This window comes from Bacteroides sp. (assembly GCF_030151085.1).
In the GTDB taxonomy this organism is placed as follows: Bacteria; Bacteroidota; Bacteroidia; order Bacteroidales; family Bacteroidaceae; genus Bacteroides.
In genome coordinates this window covers 17993-41822 of record NZ_JASLER010000014.1, presented here as the reverse complement: position 1 = coordinate 41822, position 23830 = coordinate 17993, and the positions used below count along the sequence as shown (strand labels likewise).

The following is a 23830-nucleotide window of genomic DNA, read 5'->3' as shown; positions in this document are numbered from 1 at the left end:
TATTTTATTATTTATTTCCCTATTCTGAAAACTATTACCATTCAACGATTACAGATACACCATCCGGATTATTCTCAAAGCCGAGGCGCATGGTCTTTGAATGTTGGTCCCACAATGCGTCTTGTACTTCCTTTCCGTTGACTGATACCTTCTTCGGCGCTTTGGGCAACAAGATGCGTGAAATGTTAGTGGTGTTCAGCGGACTTTTGGCAACGAAGGAGTAAGAGTTTGCACTTACTTTCTCGTCATAGATGCGCGATGCACCGCAAAGAACTTTAGCTTTCGTTCCACGGGCTACATTCTTTATATTATAGTAATAACCTTGTTCACCCGGTTTGATAATAGCTTCGGTAAGTACGGGCAGGTCTTTGTCGAACAAGTCGATATAAAGTCCTTTCAAATGAAGGGGTTCTGCCGATACACTCTCATCCAATACAGCGGTGATGGTATAAGGACCACGCTCTACTATAAAGTTATTCTTGGTTTCGACTGCTTTCTTGGTTACTTTCTTATAGACATCGGCTACGGTTTGGAAGTACGCTGCATCGTTACCCTCTTTCAATACAAAGTGTTTGGGGTCTTCACGCATCACGATAACCGTTCCTTTGCCATAGCTGAAAGCACCTGCGGAAGGTTTGCGCTCCATGCCCATCTGCTCGAAGAGGTGTTCGGAAGGGGCGGTGTAATTGTTTCCATTGGTATTCCACCATTCCAGTACACTTTGATACGGGTCGATATCTTCACCGCAATATACCAGTGCACCGCCGTTTTTTACCCAATCGGCAATAAAGCCGTGGAACTTGGCATCCAATGGTTTCATGTTGGAGTAAGACATGACCAATACCTTCAAATCTTTGAAAGTCTGTGCAAACGGAGTGTTCTCAATGTGTACGATGTCTACAGGAACACCCTTCTTCAATAGCGGTAACGTTTGTCCGTAGAAGCTGGAGAATTGAGGGTCCTCATATCCGGCATGGTTGGGGAAACGTTGGAACATCATAGAGTTCGCCATCAAAACGCCGATACCTTTCGTACCGCTGATTTGCTTGGATGACTTCTTGATGTCATTCAATGTATTAATCATCACCTGCATCTGTGTAGAGTAGGAGCGGGGAATACGTTGGCGTTTGTCTGTTCCGGCAATGCGGTACAAGCCTTGATAGATGCGATCCGGCCAAGGCATTACTTCATACGTATCTATCATGGGGTACATCAGCTGTGCAGCGAAGGTAGCCTGATAATTGATTTTGTAGTCCGTCCAGTCCTTGGCACGGTCTTCAATGGGGTCGGTAAGGAAGTACATTTCCCGGTTCAACGGGTCGGTCATGGACTTCATACAGCCATATTCAAGGAAAGCATTCTCGAACACACGCTCTTTCTTCACACCGTTGTAGAATACCGGTTCGCGAGACGTACCTGTCCATACTTGGGCAATGTAACCATCCACGCAATCCAAGGATGCCAAGCTGGCTTCTGGACTGATAATCTGCCAGGAAGTATAGTTCACTAGCGAGTGAGTGGGAACATAGCATTTTATTTCCAGTCCCTTCGATTTGCCGTACTCTTTGGCATACGTGAATATCTTCTCCAGTGCATTGTAGTACAGCTGATACTTCAACTTGTTGGATAGGTACGTATTCTCCGGTGATTCGTGTTGTGCACGCCAGGGGAAGTTGTAATACTTCTGCCACTCATTGCGGAAGGCATCGCTATATCCGGCGTGCGCCCAGAACTCAGGTTCTTCCAGATAGATGGATGTGATGCCGGAGTCGATAACGCGTTTAATCTGTTTTTCCTGCATGTAGCGGATGAAGCTTTCGGTAGGCACAATATAAGGGGTCAGGTAGCCGTGACCGATTTCACGTCCATCACGGTCGCGTTGTCCCTCTTTCATGTGCTCGATGCTCTTGTCCCACCAGCCCAGGAAGTAATCACTGTAATCGCCCCAGGCTACACCGGTCATGAATTGCACCTTGTAGCCGCGATCTTTCCACGACTGCATGCGTTGTTCAAAGGTAACTCCGGGTTTATCAACTGTTCCGTACACCATTACGCCGTCGGCGCGGATATCCGTTTCTGTCTTCCAGGGTTCGGATGTTTGGAAGATGGTCTTTGCTTCAGGTGCATTCTGTGCATACATTCCACTACAGAAGAGTGCGAAGGCAGCGGTAAATAATATTCTATTTGTTTTCATATTATATATGGATGTGTTTTGTTGTTCTGTTATTTAGCGGGGATTACTTGCATCAATGCAGGGCAGGCACTGGCATCATAGCTTTCCATTACACCCGTAGGGCAGGGGATGGACGGATTCTTGAAAGTGATATTACGGGTCTTGTCACGGTTTGCCCAACCGGTATTGATGTTCTTACGCAGCCATTCCAAATACTGAGGTTGGTTGCAGTCTTCAATCAGACGGATAACGTATTGGCAGAAGATGGCGGCGTAGATTCCCTGTTCCACTCCGTTCTTGAATTCCAGCATGCCGTTGGAGTCGCACATGTGGTTGCGTACATATTCTGTAGCGAGTAGTGCATCGTCCAGGTATTGCTTGTCGTTTGTTGCTTTATAGAGCATTACGGCAGAACCGATAAACGTTCCCTGGTTGTAGAGTTGTGTAGTCCAGTCGATGTCCATTCCATTCTGACGTTGGAAGTGGTAGTGCATGTTATCGGCAACGCGGCCTTTCTCTTTGTCGAAGAATACGTTGCGTGACCAGTCGTAGGTTGCTTTGGACTTTTCCAGATAGTCGGCCTTCTTGGTAATCTCGTACAGTGTCATACCGCCTACAATGGTAGGATAGTTGATGCACGCCATCTTGGCATCGTGGGCAAAACTCCACCACAGTCCGCCACGTTCGTGGTCGTTCGATTCTTTCCATACATGGTAGAAGCCGGAGGCGGCATCGGCAAGGTATTTCGGGTCGCCCGTAATCTCGTAAGCGCGTGCCAGTGAGATAATCCACCACATCATGTCGTCGTAGATGAACCATTCTACCTTGCTGTTCCAGTTGTATTTGGCATATTGTTCATAGCCGCCTTGGTAAATGTCGTCAATCAGTTGACGATACTTGGGAGCCTTGGTGCGCTTGTATGCATTCATTATCATGTCCCAATAGATGGCTTGCACCCAGATGGCTGCTCTTCCTTTTCCGTCGGACGAGATGGCGTAGAGCTTCATCTCCGGGTTGTAGAAAGTTTGGTGAAAGGCATCTATTGCCACAGTAGCATCTTTGGCAGTATAAGGCTTCTCCTTTTCGGCAACTCGCCCGGAAGCAGTGGCAGACGTGGAAATAAGCAGAATTGAAAGTGTAAAGAGTAAGATTCTATTTCTCATGGTAATTGTGTCTTTAGAATCTCCCGGCAAGAAAAGAGTCTCTTGCCGGAAGATGATTATAATAAACCTATTGAAAACTAACCTAGTTAATTAATATGATTGTCTTAGGGTACAGTCACAGTCTTCGGTTCGTTGTAGTTGTAACGTCTCCGGCCATCTACTTCACGATCGATACGAGCACCTACACGAACATAGTAGTTGCGTTTTCCCGGCAACTTGGGGGTAGTCAGCGTAACGATATCCTTGCCGATGCAGGTCTGTTTCATCTCATCGCTCATGCGTACTGAGTAGCGGTCGTCCTTGTTGTTGTCGCCTACATACGGGCTCGAAGAGTTCAGGAACAGATACACTTCCGACAAACCCTGCTGATAGTCTGCATTGTCTGTGCCACGGGTTACCTTGAAGGAAGCCGTGATGGTTCCGTCAGCATTCGTTGTCGGTTCGCCCACCCATTCTACATTCAAGAAAGGTTCTACAACGAAATCTATTTGAGTAGTACCTTTCACGTCGCCTTTCCAGCGTTCGTCTTTCACTACCTTGCCTTCGGAGTTCGTCACGTATGTAGGGACAAATGCACCCAGCGCCTCGATGATGTAGTTACCTTTGAATATCTTGGTGTTCTGATAAGTACCGTCTTGTTTTACTGTAGTATAATAAGGAGTAGGATTGTCGCTCCAACTCATTTCCAACAGTTTCAGACGTACGCCTCCGTCGCCCACTTCGGTCTGCATGGGCTTTTGAGTCTTCTTGTCGATGATACGTCCCATGATGGTTTCTTCGGGAGCATCATAGTTGTCAACATCGGTACAAGCATTGGCTGTGAACAACAGCATTAAGCAGGCTACGTAATATATTATTTTTTTCATGTCTTTTAGTTTTAATGATTAATACCCCGGATTCTGTATCAGCAACGGATTCTTCTCGATAGAACCGCCCGGCAGATTCTTGTAGTACCAACGAGTATCGAACGTGAAGCGATGGTTGTCTTCGTCCGTGCGTACATCGAAGAAGTACTTGCCTGCATGTACGGCGTAGAAAGGCATCAAGATTCTCCATAAGCTGGATTGTTGTTCTTTCTCAATCAGTCTCCAACGCTTCAAGTCCCACCAAGTCTTGTTCTCGAATGACAACTCTTTGCGTCTTTCAGTCTGAATGATAGAGAAATCGTTCAAATCAGCAGAAGAAGCCAGTAGATTGGCACCTGCACGGTTTCTGATTAGGTTGATACAAGTAAAAGCATCTTCCTTATACTGATTGCCTTCACCCAGCTCGGCCAGTTCGTAAGCAGCCTCGGCACGATTCAATAGAACTTCGGCATAGCGTATTTCAATCCAGGTTTGAGTAGAGTTGTTCTCCAATACATCCGATTTCGGCATATCCGGGTTCAACCATTTGCGTACAGAGAAACCAGACATGGCACCTGCGCCGGTGTCCGAAGCAAACGGACCGCTTAGTCCGGCAGCATTCATCTTGGTTCCGTCGGGCAGGGTGTATACAGTTTGCTTGTCCGGGTTGGGAGAGCTTACGATGTAGTCTTTGCACTGGGCAATGTTTTCGTACTTCTCGGTTGCACCGTCAGGGATGATTTTTGAGATACCGTTGGCAGCATCTGCTTTGGTCCAGAGACCGCGGTAGATAGAGATGTTTTCACCTTTGAATTCATCGCCCGGCAGGATTACGTTGGCACGCAAGCGAGGCTCGGCGTTGGCAAACAAATCCATAGTCTTGTCATACATCTTATAATGACCGTTGGCATCGAAGTTCTGCAAATGTCCGTTGGCGTCTTTGGGCAGACCGTCGAACATTTCAACGAAGTCCAGTGTCGGGTTTACCAAAGTGGCGTAACCATTGGCTCCCATAGCCTGACGGGGTACGCAGTATGCGTCGTATCCGTGTACAGAGTTAGGGTAAGAGTACTCTTTTACAAAGATATTCTCTTCACTGCTTTCGTCAAAGAAGGCACTTACGTAGTTCTGGTATTGTGCTTCTTTATCGCCTTCTTTCCAATTCTTCATGTATAGGCTGTGATGACCTTCTACCTTCTTGGCTTCGTCGTAGCTCTTTTGGTAGAAGTCTTTTGCTTTGGTAGCATCTATGCCACATAAACGGTTACCGTCTTTGTCAACCAAAGTAGAGTTCTTGTTGTATTTGGCGATAGAACCGGCAAACAGCATGGCACGTGAGTTAAGTGCTGCGGCGGCATAACGGGTGGCACGTCCGCGTTGCGCTTTCTCGGGCAACAGGTTGAAGGCGTCGGTAAGGTCCTGATATACCTGATTATATACAGCTTCTTCGGATGAACGAGGTATTCTTAGTTCGTCAATGCTCTGCTCCGGATATTTCAGTACTGAGTTTACCAGAGGGACACCACCGTAACGTTTAACCAGGGCGAAGTAAGCAAAACCACGGGCAAACAAGGCCTCACCTTTCCACGTATTCAACTGTTCGGTCGAGAAGTAGGATTCGTAAGAAGTTAAAGTTTCGAGGAAGTAGTTGATGTCACGAATCAGCTTATAACCATTACCCGTTGGGTTGTTGTTATCAGAGTAGTAGTCGAAGTCTTCACTATGAGCACCGCACCAGTCACGACCGATGGCTTCACCGGTAATCATGGGCACAGGGTCGATAATCCAGAAGTGGTTGAAACCACGTGCTGCTGAGTAGCGGAAATCTTCTACTGGAAGCTGGCTGTACAGACGGACGATGTAACTTGTTACACCATTCTCAGAGGTAAAGACGTCTTTGTCCTGCACAATATTCATAGGAGGCACATCCAGTTCGAGACAGGAAGTCAATGAGCAGGAGGCCAATGCTAATGCAAATATATATTTCTTCATCATTGTTTCTTAGAATTTAACGTTAACACCAACAGATACTGTCTTATTCAACGGATAGTTATATCCTTCGCCGTCGTTTGTATGTTCGGGGTCTACATCTTTCAGACCGGTAAAGGTCAATAGGTTGTAGCCGTTCACGTAGAAGCGGAGGTTTTTGATACCTACTTTCTCAGTCCAACGAGCGGGGAGGGTATAACCCAGTTCGATGCTCTTCATACGCAGATAAGCGGCGTTGCGAATGCTGAAGAAGGAGTCGAACTCAGGCATTGAACCTGTATAGGCATAATAACCGGAAGTCCATTGGGTATTCGGGTCGTAGGGGTCGGCTTTTGCATCAGTGGGGTGCCAACGGTCCATAAATTGAGTCATGGCGTTGGAGTAATCGCTACCCCACAATGGTTCGCGTAGCTGTTCACCGTAAGCGCAATAGGTCATAGCGGCTCCTTGGAAGAGGACGTTCAGGTCGAAACCTTTGTACTGTGCACTGAGGTCTAAGCTGAAGTTCATCAACGGGCCGTCGCCGCGCATGGCAATAGGATAACGGTCGTGGTCGGTAATTTGTCCGTCGCCATCGTAGTCGACGTAGATATAGTCGCCCGGCAATCTGTCGCGGCCCACATAGATGTTGCTGTTGGCGATGTCGCCGTATGAACCGTAACGTCCATTGTCACCATATCCCCACCAAATGCCTTGGTAGCGGTCGTTCTCATTGTTACGCCAGTTCTCGTAAGAGTTGCCCGAGCGTGCTCTTTCCACATACTGTTTTTTGATGCGGGTAAAAGAGAACAAGCCTTTGGCGCTGTACGAGAAGTCGTTGATGCGGTTGCGGTGGCTCAGTTCCAACTCAACGCCTTGGGTAAGGTCGCTGTTGAGGTTCTCTTGCGGCAAGTCGGCACCTACTTCTTCGGGCAGACTGGTTGCACGTGTTGCCAGCAAACCGCTACGTGAACGGCTGAAGTAGTCGGCGGATAAGCCTAACAGTCCGTTCCATGCTTCGAGGTCGATACCGATGTCGAATGTCTTGGCGATGTACCAAGTGATATTACGGTTGGCAATACCTTTGTTCTTTACTGCATTTACAAAGTCACCACCGATTACATGTCCGCCAGGCAGTTTGTTGTTGTCGCCACCTGCCGGATAGTAGTAGCCGGTAATGAACTGGTAGCTTGATGCGCTGTCGTCACCCATTTTACCGTAAGAGGCACGCAACTTACCGCTGGTGATGAAAGAAAGAGCAGATTCTTTCCAGAAGTCTTCTTCTGAAAAACGCCATCCCAAAGAACCGGCAGGGAAGAAGCCCCATTGTCCGCCGGACATAAACATGGACGAACCATCGTAACGGAAGCTGAACTCAGCTAGGTATTTGGACTTGAAGTCATAGCCGAACTTTCCAACCAAACCCAGGTTTGCTTTGTCGTACAAAGCGTTTCCGTCAGTATTCATATAACCTACCTGATTAGTAGTGTTACCAGCAAACAACTGGTCTAAGTCCAGACCCAGTTCGCGGAGAGCATAGAAGTTGTCACCGGTTCTCTTAGACCCTTCCCACAATAACAGGGCGTTTACGTTGTGAGTCTGATTGAACGAACGGCTGTAGTTCAATGAGAATTGGTAAAGCATAGACTGCTTGCGATAATACTCGCGGGTCAGTTTGCTGGGATTGTTGCGCAGGTTGGGACGATAGGTATCGTCTACTTCCTGATAGTTATATTGGTTGTAGGCAGACTGATACTTCTTGTTATCTTCCATGTTGAAGTCGAAGCTGAATACTGCTTTTGCCGATAGTCCTTTTACGTAAGGTACGTCGTATGTAGCCGAAGCCGAAGACTGGAACCACTTTCTGTTCCATTGGTTGTAACCTGTGAGGTCTTTGCTCATCATGGCAACCGGGTTGCTACCATCTACCAAACCTTGTTGCAGGTATTCGGGATTATCGTTAGCATAAACGGACTGGATAGGAGACGAACGCCACAAAGAACGGATAATCATATCGGCACTTTCATACGGACGTTCCTGAGTGTCCATGATTCCGGTGATGTTGAGGTCTACTTTCAGGTATTTGGTCAACTGTGACGTTATGTTAGAACGCAGGTTGAAACGTTCGTAGTCGAAGTCGCCGCTCTTGAAGATACCTTCTTGGTTCTGATAGCCGGCGCTCATGTAGAAGTGAGTCTTCTCGTTACCGCCAGTTGCGCTGATGTTGTGTTGTGTTTGGGGCGATGCGTTGCGAATTACAGCTTTGTACCAGTCGGTAGAACGCTTGGTGCCGTTGAGATAGGGTGCAAAGTCATCATCATTGAAACGGAGAGAACCACCGTTTACGTTGTGCATCTTCTTTTCGTTCCACAGGGTCATCCAGTCTACAGCATTCACTACGTCGGGCAAACCGCTGGGCATCTGCCAGCCGATGTTACCGGAGTAGCTCAATTCAGTCTTTTCTGCTTTACCCGATTTGGTGGTAATCAATACCACACCGTTGGCGGCGCGTACACCGTAGATAGCTGCCGAAGCATCTTTCAATACAGAGAGGCTTTCGATATCGTTAGGGTCGATGCGGCTGATATTGTCGCGGGGAACACCGTCGATGATAACCAGTGGAGCACCCAGACCGCGGATGTCGAAGTTATTGTTGAAGGCACCCGGTTCGGCACTCTTCTGCACTACGCGCAAGCCGGCTACTTTACCGGTCAGCATGTTCTGTGCATTTTCGTTCTTGGTAGCGATGATTTCATCAGCTTTCACGGCAGATACGGCTCCGGTCAGGGTGACCTTCTTTTGTGTGCCGTAGCCTACTACCACTACTTCATCCAATAGCTCGGAATCTTCTTTCAATACGATTTGTATCACGCTCTTTCCTTTTACAGGGATATCTTGTGATACATATCCTATATACGAAACTTGCAGAATAGCATTGTCGCTTACATTGGGCAATGCGAATTTTCCTTCGAAGTCGGTAATAGTACCATTGCCGCTTCCTTTTACCAGAATACTAGCTCCGATGATTGTTTCGCCGTTCGAGTCGGTAACGGTACCCGTTACGTTCTTCGTCTGCGCTGCCATCAACAAGCTACAGCTTAGAAAAGCAATCAAAAACATTGCCTTAGACAATACATTTTTAATGTTTTCGCTCATAATTAATAGATTTAATTTTGGATTATAAATTGATTTGTAAAAAAGGACTCTATAAGAGAGGTCTTAGTGCATCGAGAAACTTTCTCTTAGAAAGGATTAGTTGAATTGGAGAAATTTTACATAGGCATCATTGGGTTTTAAAGTTAACTTAACAGGTTAATCGTATTCTTCCCCCCTCGGGAACTGCGACAAAAGTATGAGTTCTCTTTTTTACGTGCCGATAATGAGTGTTCAATAAAAGGTAATAGCTGTTCATTCTATCAAAACCCGTTCTACAGGTAGCGGAATGAATAGTTATTGCTATTTTCTTGCAACATGGTTGCTATTTTTACATAGGGCAGGAATGGATTAAATTTAGCCGGGTACTGCGAATGGAACAGGGGAGGTATATGAATACATGTGCTGAGGTGTTTATTATCGGTTTGCTGGAAGTTAACTTCCAGCGGCTTGGATATATATGTCCAGCACGCTGGATGTATATATCCAAGCCGCTGCATATATACATCCAATAAAAGGCGGTTTTGGTGCCATTGTGAGGCATGTTTTTGTGCAGTTGAACAGCTATTCGTATTATTAGACTAGATTTTGTGACCTTTTTTGCAGGGAAACCTTTTCCTTTGCAGTAGAAACCAAAATGATAAGCACTATGAAAGCGAACTTGTTATTCTTTATATTGCTATTATGCATTTGCTGCGGCTGCAAAAACAAACAGGCAACCGCCGATGTTCTGCCTACCGGCAATACTACTTATACCAATCCCATCAAAGCGAAAGGCGCCGAACCGTGGGCTATCTTTCACGACGGTACCTATTATTATACGCAAGGAGAAGAGAACAAGATAGTCCTTTGGAAGGCAACCGACATAACCCGCCTGGACAGCGCCGAGCGGAAGGCTGTATGGATTCCCGGTGAGAAAGATGCCTCTTATCACCTTTGGGGACCGGAGTTGCACCGCATCGACAACAAATGGTACATCTACTTTGCTGCTGATGACGGCAATATGGACAACCATCAGATTTATGTTCTGGAGAACAGCGCCGACAATCCGCTGGATGGAGAATTCGTGATGAAAGGTCGCATCCGCACTGATAAAGATGATAACTGGGCTATCCATGCCACTACCTTCGAGCATCGTGGAGAGCGATATATGATGTGGTGCGGTTGGAAACAACGCCGTATCAGCGAAGAGATGCAGTGTATCTACCTGGCGCACATGGCAAATCCGTGGACACTGGACAGTGAACGTGTCCTTATTTCGCAACCCGAACACGAATGGGAACTGCAATGGGTGAACCCCGATGGGAGCAAGACGGCTTACCCCATTCATGTGAATGAGGCTCCCCAGTTTATGTATTCAAAGAATCGTGATAAATTGTTGATATATTATTGTGCCAGCGGCAGTTGGACACCTTATTATTGCATCGGATTGCTGACAGCCGACGCCAATAGTGACCCGTTGTTGCCCGGCTCATGGAAGAAATCTCCTCAACCTGTATTCCGAAGTTCCGCTGAGAATGGAGTGTACGGACCGGGAAGTCCTTCGTTCGTTCCTTCGCCCGATGGCAAGGAATGGTATATGCTCTATCACGCCCGGCGCATTACGAATGATGCAGCCGGAGCCATCGACTCGCGTACCCCCCGTATACAAAAGATAGAATGGGATGCACAAGGCATTCCGGTTCTGGGAACACCCCAAAAGGAAGAGACACGGTTGCCGCTTCCTTCGGGAACTGATAAACAATAAATTAAAACACATTCTTAACAAGAACAACATGAAGAAAGCCTTTATTTTATTCTCATTATGCCTATATCTATTCAGTGTGCATGCCTCCGACATCTGGACGCCCACACGTGAAACCGCCTTGCGTGCCCCTTCCGTTCCGTTAATCACCTCGGATACCTATTTCTCCATCTGGTCACCCTATAACGAACTGACAGAAGGCAATACCGAGCACTGGACAGGTGCCGCCCATCCGTTACTCGGCGCACTGCGCGTCGACGGAACCGTTTATCGCTTTATGGGTAAAGACCAAGTTCGCCTGGATGCCCTGCAACCGATGGCAGACACCGGACTGTGGGAAGGGCGATACACCTTTGAACGTCCCGAAAAAGGTTGGACGCTGCCTGCCTACAATGCTTCCGCCTGGAAAAGCGGTAAAGCCGCCTTCGGCACTAAAGACATGAAATGCCTGGGCACAGAGTGGAATACTGACGATATCTGGGTACGCCGCACCTTCCAACTAACGGAAGACCTCTCTCGCGAACCACTCTTTGTCCGTTATTCCCACGACGATGTATTCGAACTCTATCTCAATGGTGAACAGTTGGTTGCCACCGACTACAGCTGGAAGAACAACGTACTGCTGGAACTCTCCGCAGCCGCCAAAAAGAAACTGGTGAAAGGTGAAAACGTACTGGCAGCCCATTGCCACAACACCACCGGAGGTGCTTACGTGGACTTCGGGCTTTATAAGAAACCGGCACAGGAGTGCAACTTCAGCCGTGTAGCCCTACAGAAATCAGTCGATGTACTGCCCACGCAGACATACTATACCTTTACCTGTGGTCCCGTAGAACTGGACTTAATCTTCACCGCCCCACTGCTGATGGAAGATTTCGACTTGATTTCCACCCCTATCAACTATCTTTCTTATCGCGTGCGCTCCACCGACCGCAAACAACACAACGTACAAATCTATATAGAAACCACTCCCCAACTGGCTGTACACGAAACTTCACAGCCCACTATCACCGAATGCCTGAACGTGAAAGGCATGAACTACGCCAAGAGCGGCACTATCGACCAGCCTTATACCGTTCGTAAAGGTGACGGCGTGCGCATCGACTGGGGCTATGCTTACCTCGGTGCACCGGACGAGTCAGATAAAGCCGTCCGTACAGGCAGTTACTACGATATGAAGCAATCCTTCATAACCAACGGACAGCTCCTGTCACCCACCTCTGCCCGTATCATCAGCCGCAACGAAAACGAAATGCCTGCCATGGCCTACTCGCACGACCTCAAACAAGTAGGTAAAGAGGGCAAGAGCAGTTTCATCATGCTAGGTTACGACGATATCTATAGCTTGGAGTACTTCTACCAACGTCGTCAAGCCTACTGGAAACACAACGGCAAAGTAACGATCTTCGATGCCTTCGAACGCTACCAGGCGCAACATGCCGCCTTGATGGAACGTTGCCGTGCCTTCGACGCCGAACTGATGGCCAATGCCGAACAAGCAGGCGGCAAACAGTATGCCGAACTTTGCGCCTTAGTTTACCGTCAGGCCATCACCGCCCACAAACTCTTCACCGACGAAGCCGGAAATGTCCTGTTCTTCTCCAAAGAAAATCATAGCAACGGTTGCATCAATACCGTAGACATCACCTATCCCTCTGCACCACTATTCCTGCTTTATAATCCCGACCTGCTGAAAGGTATGATGACCTCCATCTTCCATTACAGCGAAAGCGGACGATGGACGAAACCATTCCCTGCCCACGACCTGGGAACCTACCCCGTAGCCAACGGCCTGGAATACGGTGGTGACATGCCCATCGAAGAAGCCGGTAACATGGTCATCCTGACCGCCGCCATTTCCTTAATTGAAGGTAATGCCGACTACGCCGCCCAACATTGGGAAACACTGACTACCTGGGCTAACTACCTTTACGAAAACGGCCTGGACCCGGAGAACCAAATCTGCACCGACGACTTTGCCGGACACCTGGCACACAACGCCAACTTATCTGTAAAAGCCATCCTTGCCATTGCCGGTTACAGCGAAGTAGCCCGCATGCTGGGCAAGAATGACGTAGCCGCTAAATACATGAATGCCGCCCGTAATATGGCAATAGAGTGGGAGAAGATGGCACGCGATAACGACCATTACAAGTTGGCATTCGACAAAACCGGAACATGGAGCTTGAAGTACAACCTGATATGGGACAAAGCATTCGGCACCAACCTGTTCCCCTCTCAGATATTTGAAAAGGAAATGGACTTCTACCTGAAATCGCAACATAAATACGGTACTCCGCTGGATTCGCGCAAGAACTATACCAAGAGCGACTGGATAATGTGGAGCGCCTGCCTGCGTGGTGAAGACGATTTCCGTCGGATGATTGCTCCTGTCTATCTGAATGCTGAAGAAACCGCATCGCGTGTTCCCATTAGCGACTGGTATGATGCAGACCACGGCGAGATGATGAACTTCAAAGCCCGTTCCGTAGTAGGCGGTTTCTTTATGAAACTGCTGTTGAACAAGATGAACAGCAGGAAAACAAGTATAAGCAGCAAGACAACAAGTGGTAACCCCGTCTTTCCCGGCTGGTATGCCGACCCCGAAGGTGTGGTCTTCAATAACGAATACTGGATATATCCCACTTTGTCACTTCTGCATGGCGAAGATGCCTTGAACTTTCCGGCTGAGGTAAAGAACCGCAAGACTCGTGCCGTGAATCAGGATTACAATATTCAAACCTATATGGATGCCTTTTCATCCAAAGACTTGGTGAACTGGACTAAGCATTCCAAAGTGTTGTCTATCGAAAATATACCGTGGCTGGAGTTCGCCCTTTGGGCACCTGCCGTTGTCGAAGCTAACGGGAAGTACTATCTATTCTTTGGTGGAAACGATATACAGAACAATGAACAGTTGGGCGGTATCGGTGTTGCCGTAGCCGATTCTCCTGCCGGTCCGTTTAAGGATGCACTGGGCAAGCCGCTGATTGACAAAATTATTAACGGAGCACAGCCCATCGACCAGTTTGTCTTCAAAGATTATGACGGACAGTATTACATGTACTATGGTGGTTGGGGACATTGCAACATGGTGAAACTGAGTCCCGATTTGCTCAGTGTGGTCCCTTTTGAAGACGGCTCTATGTATAAAGAAGTAACGCCTGAACGCTATACCGAAGGACCTTTTATGATGAAGCGCAACGGGAAGTATTACTTCATGTGGTCCGAAGGTGGTTGGGGAGGTCCCGATTACAGTGTAGCTTATGCTATTGCAGACTCTCCTTTCGGTCCGTTCAAACGCATCGGAAAGATATTGGAACAAGATGATAAAGTGGCTACAGGAGCAGGACATCATTCTCTTATCCAAGTGCCTGGTAAGGATGAATGGTACATCGTGTATCACCGCCATCCACTGGACTATACGAATGTCAGCCATCGGGTGACGTGCATCGACCCTCTTTATTTTGACAACAAAGGCTTTATCAAGCCGGTCAGAATAACAAATGAAGGAGTGAAGCCGTGTCCTATCAAGTAAATAGGCGTTTGTACCTTTTTATAGGTAAGAAAAGAATGAAATACCTCCATTTATAATATTTCACGGAGTAGCTTAATTTTCCTCCTCTCAGGAGGAGAATTAAGCTACTCCTGTTTATGCATCTCGGCAGGAATCATTTAATTCATAACCCTACAAATAAGAATGTACAATAGGTAACTGTATATTACTAAAGTATCTGCTGTTTCTTTACAATAAAAATCATATCTTTGCCTGCTCTATATGATAACCTTGAATGAAACGCACATATGATGAAATCGTTGCATAATAGAAAATACTTCTATCTGAAAAGACTTTTCTGTTTATGTTTGGTTAATCTCTTCTTCGGATTAAGCAGTTATGCTCTTCCCGACTATACCCTCCTGCAATATAAAGTAGAAAACGGACTTAACCATAATACCACCTACTGCGCACTACAAGATAGCTGCGGACTTATCTGGATTGGTACGGGTAATGGCTTGAACTGTTTCGATGGCAATACCTTCCGTGCATATTATATCCGCCATTCAACCGTGAATAGCAATCGTGTTCTGGCACTCGCCGAACTGGATGCGCAAACATTAGTAGTAGGCACCAACAGCGGCATCTGTCTGTATGATAAGCATAAGGATGGGTTGGAACCTTTACAACTAGCTACTGAGTACGGTGTATCTATCAGCTGTGAGGTGCCCCGTATTACTAAAGACAAAAAAGGTAATATATGGATTGCCACCTTGGGGCAGGGACTTTTTGTATGGAACCCTACTACAGGTAAACTTACTCAAAACAGTTCTTACAGTTCTTTTATCGTCGACTTGTCTATTCTTGATAATACTGTCTACGTTGCTACCCTGCAAGACGGTTGGGTAGCTTTGAGGCTGGACGGCACTTGTAAATACAAACAGCCGGTTGTAACGGAAGGTGGTGCAATGGCTACCCTTTCTGCATTAGTCGTGACACAAGGCACTGTCGGGATAGGAACAGCCAACGGCGATATCTTTTCGTTCCAAGCTTCGGACGGTAAACTCAAGAACCATTTTTATCAATTGGCAAAGCGGCAGGAAGCCATACTCTGTTTAAAGATGATAGAGAACGGACGCTTGCTGATAGGTAGCAGCGACGGTGCTTATCTGCTCGATACCGTAACCGGGAAAATAGATACTGCCGATAGCCTGATAGGCGAACGCATGGCAACCTGTCAACTGAATGCCATCATGCAGGATAAAGAAAACGGACTATGGATGGCTACCGAGCAAGACGGCATCAACTATCTGGCATGGCATACCCGGCATTTTGAACGGTTCACCTATGAAACGAATGACGATTTAGTGAAAAGAGAAAACGGTATCGGTCCCCTCTGCGAAGATAATACGGGAGGAGTTTGGGTAGGAAACCGATATGGCTTGTGGAAGTTGCATAAGGATGAGAATATATTGAAGCGCGTGCCATTAGCCGCAGATAAAGATTTGCAGATAGAAGTAACCGCACTGTTACAATATCAGAACAAACTATGGATAGGAACCAACGGTAGTGGACTGGCTGTGATGGATTTGCCTTCGGGAAAGATACGCTGGTACCGACACTCCCAGCAAATGCCTAATACTATCGGTAGCGATGTAGTACTGGCTTTGCAAGGTACACGGGACGGTGAAATCTATGTAGGTACCAGTTGGGGACTTTGCCGTTACACCCCGAAGACTGACGACTTCCTGACTGTTACCACCGTGGGCATGATGGTCGAAGTACTGGACTTGCACGAAGATGCCTATGGTTATCTGTGGGTGGCAACCGGCAATAGCGGAGTGTTTCGTTGCCATCTGAAGCGAGGGGAATGGAAGAACTTTCAGGCTTCTTCGGACGGAAAGGGGCTGAGCATTAACTCGGTAGTAGCTTTGCTGGAAGGAAATAATGGTAAAATGTGGTTTGCGACTGATGGTGGCGGGCTGTGTTCATACGACCGTGAGAAAGAAGAGTTCACTCGTTTGGGTGCAGGAACCAAAGTGCCTATACCGAATGTTGTGTATAGTATTCAGGAAGATGCCGGTGGCGATTTATGGCTGTCCGGCTATTGGGGGCTGATGCGTATTAATCCGGCTAATCTGCAATTCTCAGTTTACACAGTCTCTGATGGTTTACAAAGTAATCAGTTCTGCCGTCGTTCGTCCTTGCTTACACAAGATGGATGGATGTTTTTCGGCAATATCGGCGGACTGAGTGCTTGCCGTCCGGAACTATTCAGAAAGAATCCGTATGTTCCCCCTATTATTATATCCGATATGAGTTTCCCGTATATCGATGATCAGGCGCAAGTGCGTTTGCTCAAAGGTACGGGCGGTCCTTCTGTGGAGCAGACATGGATAGAGCTTCCTTACAATAACAACAGTTTCGGCATTTCATTCGCCGCATTGAGTTATAGTGATCCTTCGCGCAATCGCTACAGTTACATTCTGCATGGCATCGACCGCGAATGGATAAAATCGACCGATCAGACTACTGCCTATTATACTGACCTGCCACCTGGCGAATATGAATTCGAAGTAAAGGGATGTAATAATAATGGTATATGGAGCAAGGAAAGCCATCGGCTGACTATTATCATTACTCCACCCTGGTGGCTGTCCGGCTGGGCATATGCCGTTTATACTTGTTTGTGCATATTGTTGTTATGCCTGCTTGCCTGGAAGTGGAACCAATGGGTGAAGCAGAAATATCAGAAACGGATGGAGCAATTCCGCGTGATGCAGGAGAAGGAAACCTATCGTTCCAAGGTAGGGTTCTTTGTCAATCTGGTGCATGAAATACGTACTCCGCTTAGTTTGATTAATCTGCCTTTGGAGCAGTTGCTCGAACATCGCGACCTGAAAGAGGTAGACAGGTTGAAGTATCTGGAAACCATACATCACAATGTGAACTACTTGTTAGGGATAACCAATGAACTCCTCGATTTTCAGAAGATGGAGAATGAAGGGCTTACATTCGGCTTGCATACTTGTAACGTTGCCCAATTGGTGCGTGGAATATCTGCCCAGTTTACTGAGAGTTTCCGGTTGAATGGGAAAGAACTGGATGTCAGGTTACCCGAGAAGAATATACAGGTGATGACCGATGCTGGTAAGTTGAGCAAAGTCATCGTCAACTTCTTGAGCAATGCCATGAAGTATGCCCACAAGAAGATTCGCCTTGAGCTGACATATGACAGTGAAATGTTCCATCTCTCTGTCAGTGATGACGGTCCGGGTATCGATCCTGAAGAACATTCGCGGATTTTCACTGCCTTTTATCAAGTGAATAATGAACACCAAAGACCGGGGACTGGTATCGGTCTTGCCTTCTCGCGTAGCTTGGCAGAAGGACTAAACGGAAAACTCCAACTAACCAAAAGCGAGTGGGGTGGCTCTTGCTTTATTCTCTCTTTGCCCATCGGCGATGTACTACAAGTGACCAATGCGGAACCGAATGCAATGATCGACGTACAGGAAGAAATACCGGAAACCCCCGAATTGAACGGAAGAAAGTTCACCATTCTTGTGGTTGAAGACAATCAGGAACTGTTGACAATGACAGCTAATATGCTACACAAATGGTTCATTGTCCTGAAAGCAGAGAATGGAGAGCAAGCCTTGGAAATGCTGAAGCAAGATACCGTAGATATTATAGTCAGCGACGTTATGATGCCCATAATGGATGGAATCGAACTATGCCGCCAGGTGAAAAGTAACATCGAGTGGTCGCATATTCCTATCATTCTATTGACCGCTAAGACCAGTCTTGATGCCAAAACAGAAGGTATAGAATGTGGGGCGGACGTCTATGTGGAGAAACCGTTTACCATCCGTCAACTCAAAGCACAGATAGAAAATCTGCTGAACCTGCGCATATCTTATTATAAAGTGATGCAGCATCTTGGTTTGAGCAGTGGAGATAAAGAAACAGCAGGTTCTGTGAATAACGCACTCTCTCAGCGCGATTGTGAGCTGATTGGAAAGATCAAAGCAATCATTGAGCAGGAAATGGCAGAGCCTAATTTCTCCGTCGATACACTGGCAGATGCCATGAACATGAGCCGTTCTAACTTCTATCGTAAGATAAAAGCCCTCTCGGGGATGCCGCCTAACGATTATTTGAGAATTGTCCGCCTTAATCGTGCTGCCGAATTGTTGCAGCAGGGCCATCGAGCTACGGAAGTTTATGAAATGACCGGATTTAGTACGGCTTCCTATTTCACTAAATGTTTCAAGGAGTATTTCGGAATACTTCCCAAAGATTTCGTTGAGAAGAAGTAGTGATTGGAGGACTATAGATTGGTATAGACTTATTCAAAAATAAGGTCACATTGCAATGAAGATAGTAATCTCATTACAGTGTGACCTTTGTCGTTTAGTCAGGTTTTAAGTAAGGTTTAGGTCTGTATATTTTATACAAAATCTTTTAGTTCTTGTTGTAACTTCTGGCGTGTGAAGAAGATACGGCTCTTCACAGTTCCTAATGGAACTCCTAGCTTTTCTGCAATCTCGCGATACTTAAAACCGGAAACATGCATGGAGAAAGGAACTTTGTATTCACGAGGCAGTGAGTTGACGATACGGTGCATCTCTTTTAAGTCATAATTGCTTTCAGTACTTTCAAATCCACTGTCACGCGGCAGGTTTAGGTGGTACAGATTTTCTGTAGTATCCACAAATGTCTGGTCACGTACTACTTTACGGTAGTTGTTGATAAAGATATTGCGCATGATCGTATATATCCAACCTTTAAAATTTGTGTCAGGCATATATTTATCTTCATTATCTAACGCTTTCAGAGATGTTTCTTGCAGCAAGTCGTTAGCATCTTCGCGGTCGGAGGTAAGTTTAAATGCAAAGCGTAAAAGGTCATCTTGTACTCCGAGTAAATCTTTAGTAAATGTTCTACTATTCATATGTGTGAGGTTTTTAAATTTATTGTTCGTTCTGTTTGTTGATGCAAGTTTACGGAAGAATTCCCGATGAGGCGGGTGGATTTTAAACACTTTTTAGGGATAAAACTAACAATTGATAGATATTAGGTGTGTTTTGATAGAATACCGTGCCAGAATTGTGACATTCTCAAAAAGAATAAAGGCAGATCCGGATTCTCCGGTCTGCCTTTATTCTTTGATACTACTAAAATCTGTACTATAATTAATGGATATAGATGATTGTTCCTGTTTTTACTAAACAAAATCTTTTAATTCTTGTTGTAGCTTCTGACGGGTGAAGAAAATGCGACTCTTCACTGTGCCTAAGGGAAGTCCCAGTCTTTCTGCTATCTCCCGGTATTTGAATCCGGAAACGTGCATGGAGAAAGGTATTTTGTATTCGCGCGGAAGAGAATTGACGATGCGGTGCATCTCCTTAAGGTCGTAAGCGCTTTCGGTGTTATCTGAGGCAGCGTCACGGGGTAAATTCAGATGATAAAGGTTATCAGTCTGATCGACAAAAGTCTGATCACGCATTACCTTGCGATAGTTATTAATGAAGATATTGCGCATGATGGTATATATCCAACCTTTAAAATTCGTGTCGGGCATATATTTATCTTCATTATCTAAAGCTTTCAGAGATGTTTCTTGGAGCAGGTCGTTGGCTTCTTCACGGTCGGAAGTTAGTTTGAATGCAAAGCGTAATAAATCGTCTTGAACTCCTACCAGGTCTTTTGCAAATGTTACACTCTTCATAATGTGTTATGTTTTAATGTTAATTGTTCGTTTCGTTTGGTGTTGCAATTCTACGAATATTCTTTCTCTTCGACCGACGAATTTCAAACACTCTTTAGGGGAAAAACTGTCAATTGATAGATATCAGGTGTATTTTGATAGATATCAGGTGTAGTTTTCTGCTGTTTTCTTGCGATTAATTAAAAAGATGCGTTAATTTTGCGCATTCATTTCATCGAAAGAAGAATGGCTGACGACTCATTATTTTTGATTGACATAGATAAGATACTTCGGGAAAAAGCACCGAAGTACTTTAAGTATATCCCTAAATTCGTCGTCTCCTACCTGAAACGGATTATTCATCAGGAGGAGTTGAATGTCTTCTTACGGGATTCGAAAGATAAAGTGGGGGTAGACTTTCTAAAAGCATGCCTTGAATTCCTTGACGCTAAGATAGTAGTGAAAGGAGAAGAAAATCTTCCTAAAGAAGGGTTGTGTACTTTAGTATCCAATCATCCCTTGGGGGGGCAAGATGGAGTAGCGTTGGGATATGTACTCGGTTCCTTTTATAATGGTAAGGTGAAATACATGGTCAATGACTTGTTAATGAATCTCCAAGGACTGGCTCCGCTTTGCATTCCAATAAACAAAACAGGTAAGCAGGCTAAGGATTTCCCCCGAATGGTGGAAGCGGGTTTTGCATCGGACGACCAACTGATTATGTTCCCCGCAGGATTATGTTCCCGTCGCCAGAATGGAGTAATTCGTGATTTGGACTGGAAGAAAACTTTTATAGTGAAAAGTGTTGAGTCCCACCGTGATGTCGTGCCTATCCATTTTGAAGGTCGGAACTCTGATTTCTTTTATAATTTAGCTAATCTTTGCAAGGCATTGGGTATTAAGATTAATATAGCCATGCTCTATCTGGCAGACGAAATGCTAAAGAACCGTCATAAGACGTTTACCGTCACTATTGGAAAACCTATCCCATGGCAGACTTTTGATAAGTCGAAAACCCCTGCACAGTGGGCTCAATATGTGAAGGATATCGTATATAAACTGTAGAAATACTGTATATAATTAAAGAAGAACTACTAACAAAAAAATATGGAAGATATTATTGCACCGATAAGCAAAGAATTGCTGAAAGCGGAGTTAACTGAGGAGAAGCGTTTGCGTATGACCAACAGAAGTCATAACCAAATTTATATCATTACTGCTCAGGACTCCCCGAATACGATGAACGAGATCGGACGTTTGCGTGAAATAGCATTCCGTGCCGCTGGAGGAGGAACAGGCAAATCGATGGATATTGATGAATATGATATCATGGATAATCCGTACAAGCAATTGATCGTTTGGAATCCTGAAGCAGAAGAAATTCTTGGTGGTTATCGTTATATATTAGGTACTGATGTTCAGTATGACGAGCATTGCGTTCCTATACTTGCTACGGCGCACATGTTTAATTTTTCACCGACATTCTTGAATGAGTATCTCCCCACTACCATCGAATTGGGTCGCTCGTTCGTAACCCTCGAATATCAATCAACCCGCACAGACAGTAAAGGTCTGTTTGCATTGGATAATTTGTGGGATGGACTGGGTGCGTTGACAGTAGTTATGCCGAATGTGAAGTACTTTTTTGGTAAAGTAACCATGTACCCCAGCTATCACCGTCAAGGACGTGACATGATTCTTTATTTCTTGAAGAAGCATTTTGGTGACAAGGACAACTTGATTACCCCGATGAAACCGTTGATTTTGGAATCAGATGAGAAAGATTTGGCTGCTTTGTTCTGTAAGGACACGTTTAAAGAAGACTATAAGATCTTGAATTGCGAAATCCGCAAATTGGGTTACAACATTCCTCCATTAGTGAATGCTTATATGAGTCTTAGCCCGACTATGCGTATGTTTGGTACAGCTATCAACTATGGTTTCGGTGATGTAGAAGAAACCGGTATTCTGATTGCTGTAGATGAAATCCTTGCAGATAAGCGCATCCGTCATATTGAGTCGTTCATAGAGAATGAACCCGATGCATGCAAGATTACATCGGGAGCAAACAAAATTATTATTTAGCTGAGAGTTGATAGGTAAGTGGATATACTCTTAACTATCAACTTCCTGCTATTAAGAGATTTCCGGCAGGCTGTTACCGTTTATTTTCCGGTATAAGTCGAGCGCAAATACATCTGTCATACCGGAAATATAATCCAACACCGCCTGTATTCTTTCATAGAGTGCAGGCGCTTTTATATTATACTGGTTGGAAACCCGGTTAATAAGTAGTTGCGAGTAAGCTTTCTCAGGGGAGCGAACGGCGTCAATCATCAACTCTAGTAATGTACTGATAATGCGGAAACCGGCAAGTTCTATATCTAATACATCTCTTGACCGATATATCTTTTCCATTGACACAGCTGCACAATGGCTGTAGGCAGCTCTCGGCTTTTCAGAGATGTGCTTGATGAGGCTTCCTTCAAACTCTCCGTCTAGGATTTTCCCTTCATTGTCGAGGAAGGCTTGAGTGCATTCCCGTATAAGCAATCCGATAACACAGGAACGGAGGTAAGCTATCTGCTCATTGACATCACTGACGATATTTAGTGTATTAAGCATGCGCAACTTACGCTCTTCGGAAAAGTAGGAGAGCAGTAAGTCCTGTGTTGCTTGTGTTGTGAGAATCTTCAATTTGTGGGCATCTTCAATATCCATCATCTGATAACAAATATCATCTGCTGCCTCTACCAGATAAACCAACGGATGGCGGGCATATTTTAATGGTGAATCATTAATCTTTTTCATTCCTAGTTCATCAGCAACCCGACGGAAACTCTCTTCTTCTGTAGTGAAGAAACCGAACTTGGATTTCTTACCTGCCAAACTCGATGAAAAGGGATATTTTACAATGCTGGCAAGGGTGGAATAGGTAAGGACGAATCCTCCTTTGCGTCTTCCCTCGAATTGATGGGTGAGAAGGCGGAAAGCATTCGCATTTCCTTCGAAGTGTGTCAGGTCTTCCCATTGGGCGGGTGTCAGTTGTTCGCCATTAGATTGCTTGGTTTGTAAAGACATACCTTTTCCTTCAGAGAAGAATGTGGAAATGGCACGCTCTCCCGAATGCCCGAAAGGAGGATTTCCCAAATCGTGTGCAAGGCAGGCGGCGGAGACGATAGATCCTATCTCTGCAAGGAAAGAATCTTGTAATTCCGGATGACGGAGCAGTAATCCTTTAGAAACATCATTGCCCAATGAACGTCCTACGCATGACACCTCCAAGCTATGCGTCAATCTGTTATGTACAAATATACTTCCCGGAAGCGGAAACACTTGCGTCTTGTTTTGCAAACGTCGGAAAGGAGCTGAGAAAACAAGACGGTCATAATCCCGTTGAAATTCAGATCGGTTTTCGATACGTTCTTCGTGGAATTCTTCCAGTCCGAAACGTTTGGCAGATATAAGCGTATTCCAATTCATCATGATAGGTACAAATTACGAATTATTAGTTATAAATTATAAGCTATGGGATGACAGACAAAAGTGCTAAAAAGGGGGTGTACTGCGTCCTT

At 45.6% G+C, this 23830-nt stretch carries 13 protein-coding genes and 1 pseudogene; 6 read left to right on the top strand and 8 right to left on the bottom strand.

The window, feature by feature from the left end:
* Positions 1-34: 34 nt before the first annotated feature.
* The 5 genes from Q1W14_RS03170 to Q1W14_RS03150 all read right to left on the bottom strand — a co-directional run bounded on the left by Q1W14_RS03170 (position 35) and on the right by Q1W14_RS03150 (position 9305).
* Positions 35-2140: a hypothetical protein gene (locus Q1W14_RS03170; RefSeq protein ID WP_300699293.1), complete on the bottom strand. Its 2106-nt coding sequence runs from the start codon at positions 2138-2140 to the stop codon at positions 35-37.
* A gap of 83 nt (positions 2141-2223) precedes the next feature.
* The gene (locus tag Q1W14_RS03165; protein WP_300699212.1) at positions 2224-3336 is read right to left on the bottom strand and encodes a glycoside hydrolase family 76 protein; all 1113 of its coding nucleotides are present in this window, start codon (positions 3334-3336) and stop codon (positions 2224-2226) included.
* Positions 3337-3440: 104 nt separating this feature from the next.
* Positions 3441-4202, bottom strand: coding sequence for a DUF3823 domain-containing protein (locus Q1W14_RS03160; protein ID WP_300699210.1), 762 nt, complete (start codon positions 4200-4202; stop codon positions 3441-3443).
* 18 nt (positions 4203-4220) lie between these two features.
* Positions 4221-6176: a RagB/SusD family nutrient uptake outer membrane protein gene (locus Q1W14_RS03155; protein WP_300699209.1), complete on the bottom strand. Its 1956-nt coding sequence runs from the start codon at positions 6174-6176 to the stop codon at positions 4221-4223.
* A 6-nt stretch (positions 6177-6182) separates the two neighbouring features.
* The gene (locus Q1W14_RS03150; RefSeq protein WP_300699207.1) at positions 6183-9305 is read right to left on the bottom strand and encodes a TonB-dependent receptor; all 3123 of its coding nucleotides are present in this window, start codon (positions 9303-9305) and stop codon (positions 6183-6185) included.
* Positions 9306-9951: 646 nt separating this feature from the next.
* Here Q1W14_RS03150 and Q1W14_RS03145 point away from each other — a divergent pair.
* The 4 genes and pseudogenes from Q1W14_RS03145 to Q1W14_RS03130 all read left to right on the top strand — a co-directional run bounded on the left by Q1W14_RS03145 (position 9952) and on the right by Q1W14_RS03130 (position 18864).
* The gene (locus Q1W14_RS03145) at positions 9952-11049 is read left to right on the top strand and encodes a glycoside hydrolase family 43 protein (RefSeq protein ID WP_300699205.1); all 1098 of its coding nucleotides are present in this window, start codon (positions 9952-9954) and stop codon (positions 11047-11049) included.
* A gap of 28 nt (positions 11050-11077) precedes the next feature.
* Positions 11078-13576, top strand: a pseudogene (locus tag Q1W14_RS03140) (DUF4965 domain-containing protein); the annotation flags it as partial.
* Positions 13553-14584 (top strand): glycoside hydrolase family 43 protein, encoded by a 1032-nt coding sequence (locus tag Q1W14_RS03135; RefSeq protein ID WP_366945722.1) that lies wholly within the window; start codon positions 13553-13555, stop codon positions 14582-14584. The pseudogene Q1W14_RS03140 and the gene Q1W14_RS03135, both read left to right, overlap by 24 nt.
* 266 nt (positions 14585-14850) lie before the next feature.
* Positions 14851-18864 carry a hybrid sensor histidine kinase/response regulator transcription factor gene (locus tag Q1W14_RS03130; protein WP_300699203.1) on the top strand — a complete coding sequence of 1338 codons (4014 nt, stop codon included), beginning with the start codon at positions 14851-14853 and terminating at the stop codon, positions 18862-18864.
* Positions 18865-18995: 131 nt separating this feature from the next.
* On the opposite strand, the gene Q1W14_RS03125 is transcribed toward Q1W14_RS03130, so the two are convergent.
* Both Q1W14_RS03125 and Q1W14_RS03120 read right to left on the bottom strand, forming a co-directional pair.
* Positions 18996-19499, bottom strand: a complete 504-nt coding sequence (locus tag Q1W14_RS03125) for an RNA polymerase sigma factor (protein WP_300699201.1) — start codon at positions 19497-19499, stop codon at positions 18996-18998.
* 273 nt (positions 19500-19772) lie between these two features.
* Positions 19773-20276 carry an RNA polymerase sigma factor gene (locus Q1W14_RS03120; RefSeq protein ID WP_300699200.1) on the bottom strand — a complete coding sequence of 168 codons (504 nt, stop codon included), beginning with the start codon at positions 20274-20276 and terminating at the stop codon, positions 19773-19775.
* A gap of 225 nt (positions 20277-20501) precedes the next feature.
* Between Q1W14_RS03120 and Q1W14_RS03115 the strand changes: the two genes are divergently transcribed.
* Entirely contained in the window at positions 20502-21320 is an 819-nt protein-coding gene (locus Q1W14_RS03115; RefSeq protein WP_300699198.1) for a 1-acyl-sn-glycerol-3-phosphate acyltransferase, read from the top strand.
* Between the two features lie 42 nt (positions 21321-21362).
* On the top strand, positions 21363-22340 hold the full coding sequence (locus tag Q1W14_RS03110; RefSeq protein ID WP_300699195.1) for a GNAT family N-acetyltransferase: 978 nt from the start codon (positions 21363-21365) through the stop codon (positions 22338-22340).
* Between the two features lie 51 nt (positions 22341-22391).
* Here Q1W14_RS03110 and dgt read toward each other — a convergent pair whose 3' ends face one another.
* Positions 22392-23741 carry a dGTP triphosphohydrolase gene (gene dgt / locus Q1W14_RS03105; RefSeq protein WP_300699194.1) on the bottom strand — a complete coding sequence of 450 codons (1350 nt, stop codon included), beginning with the start codon at positions 23739-23741 and terminating at the stop codon, positions 22392-22394.
* Positions 23742-23830 lie beyond the last annotated feature (89 nt).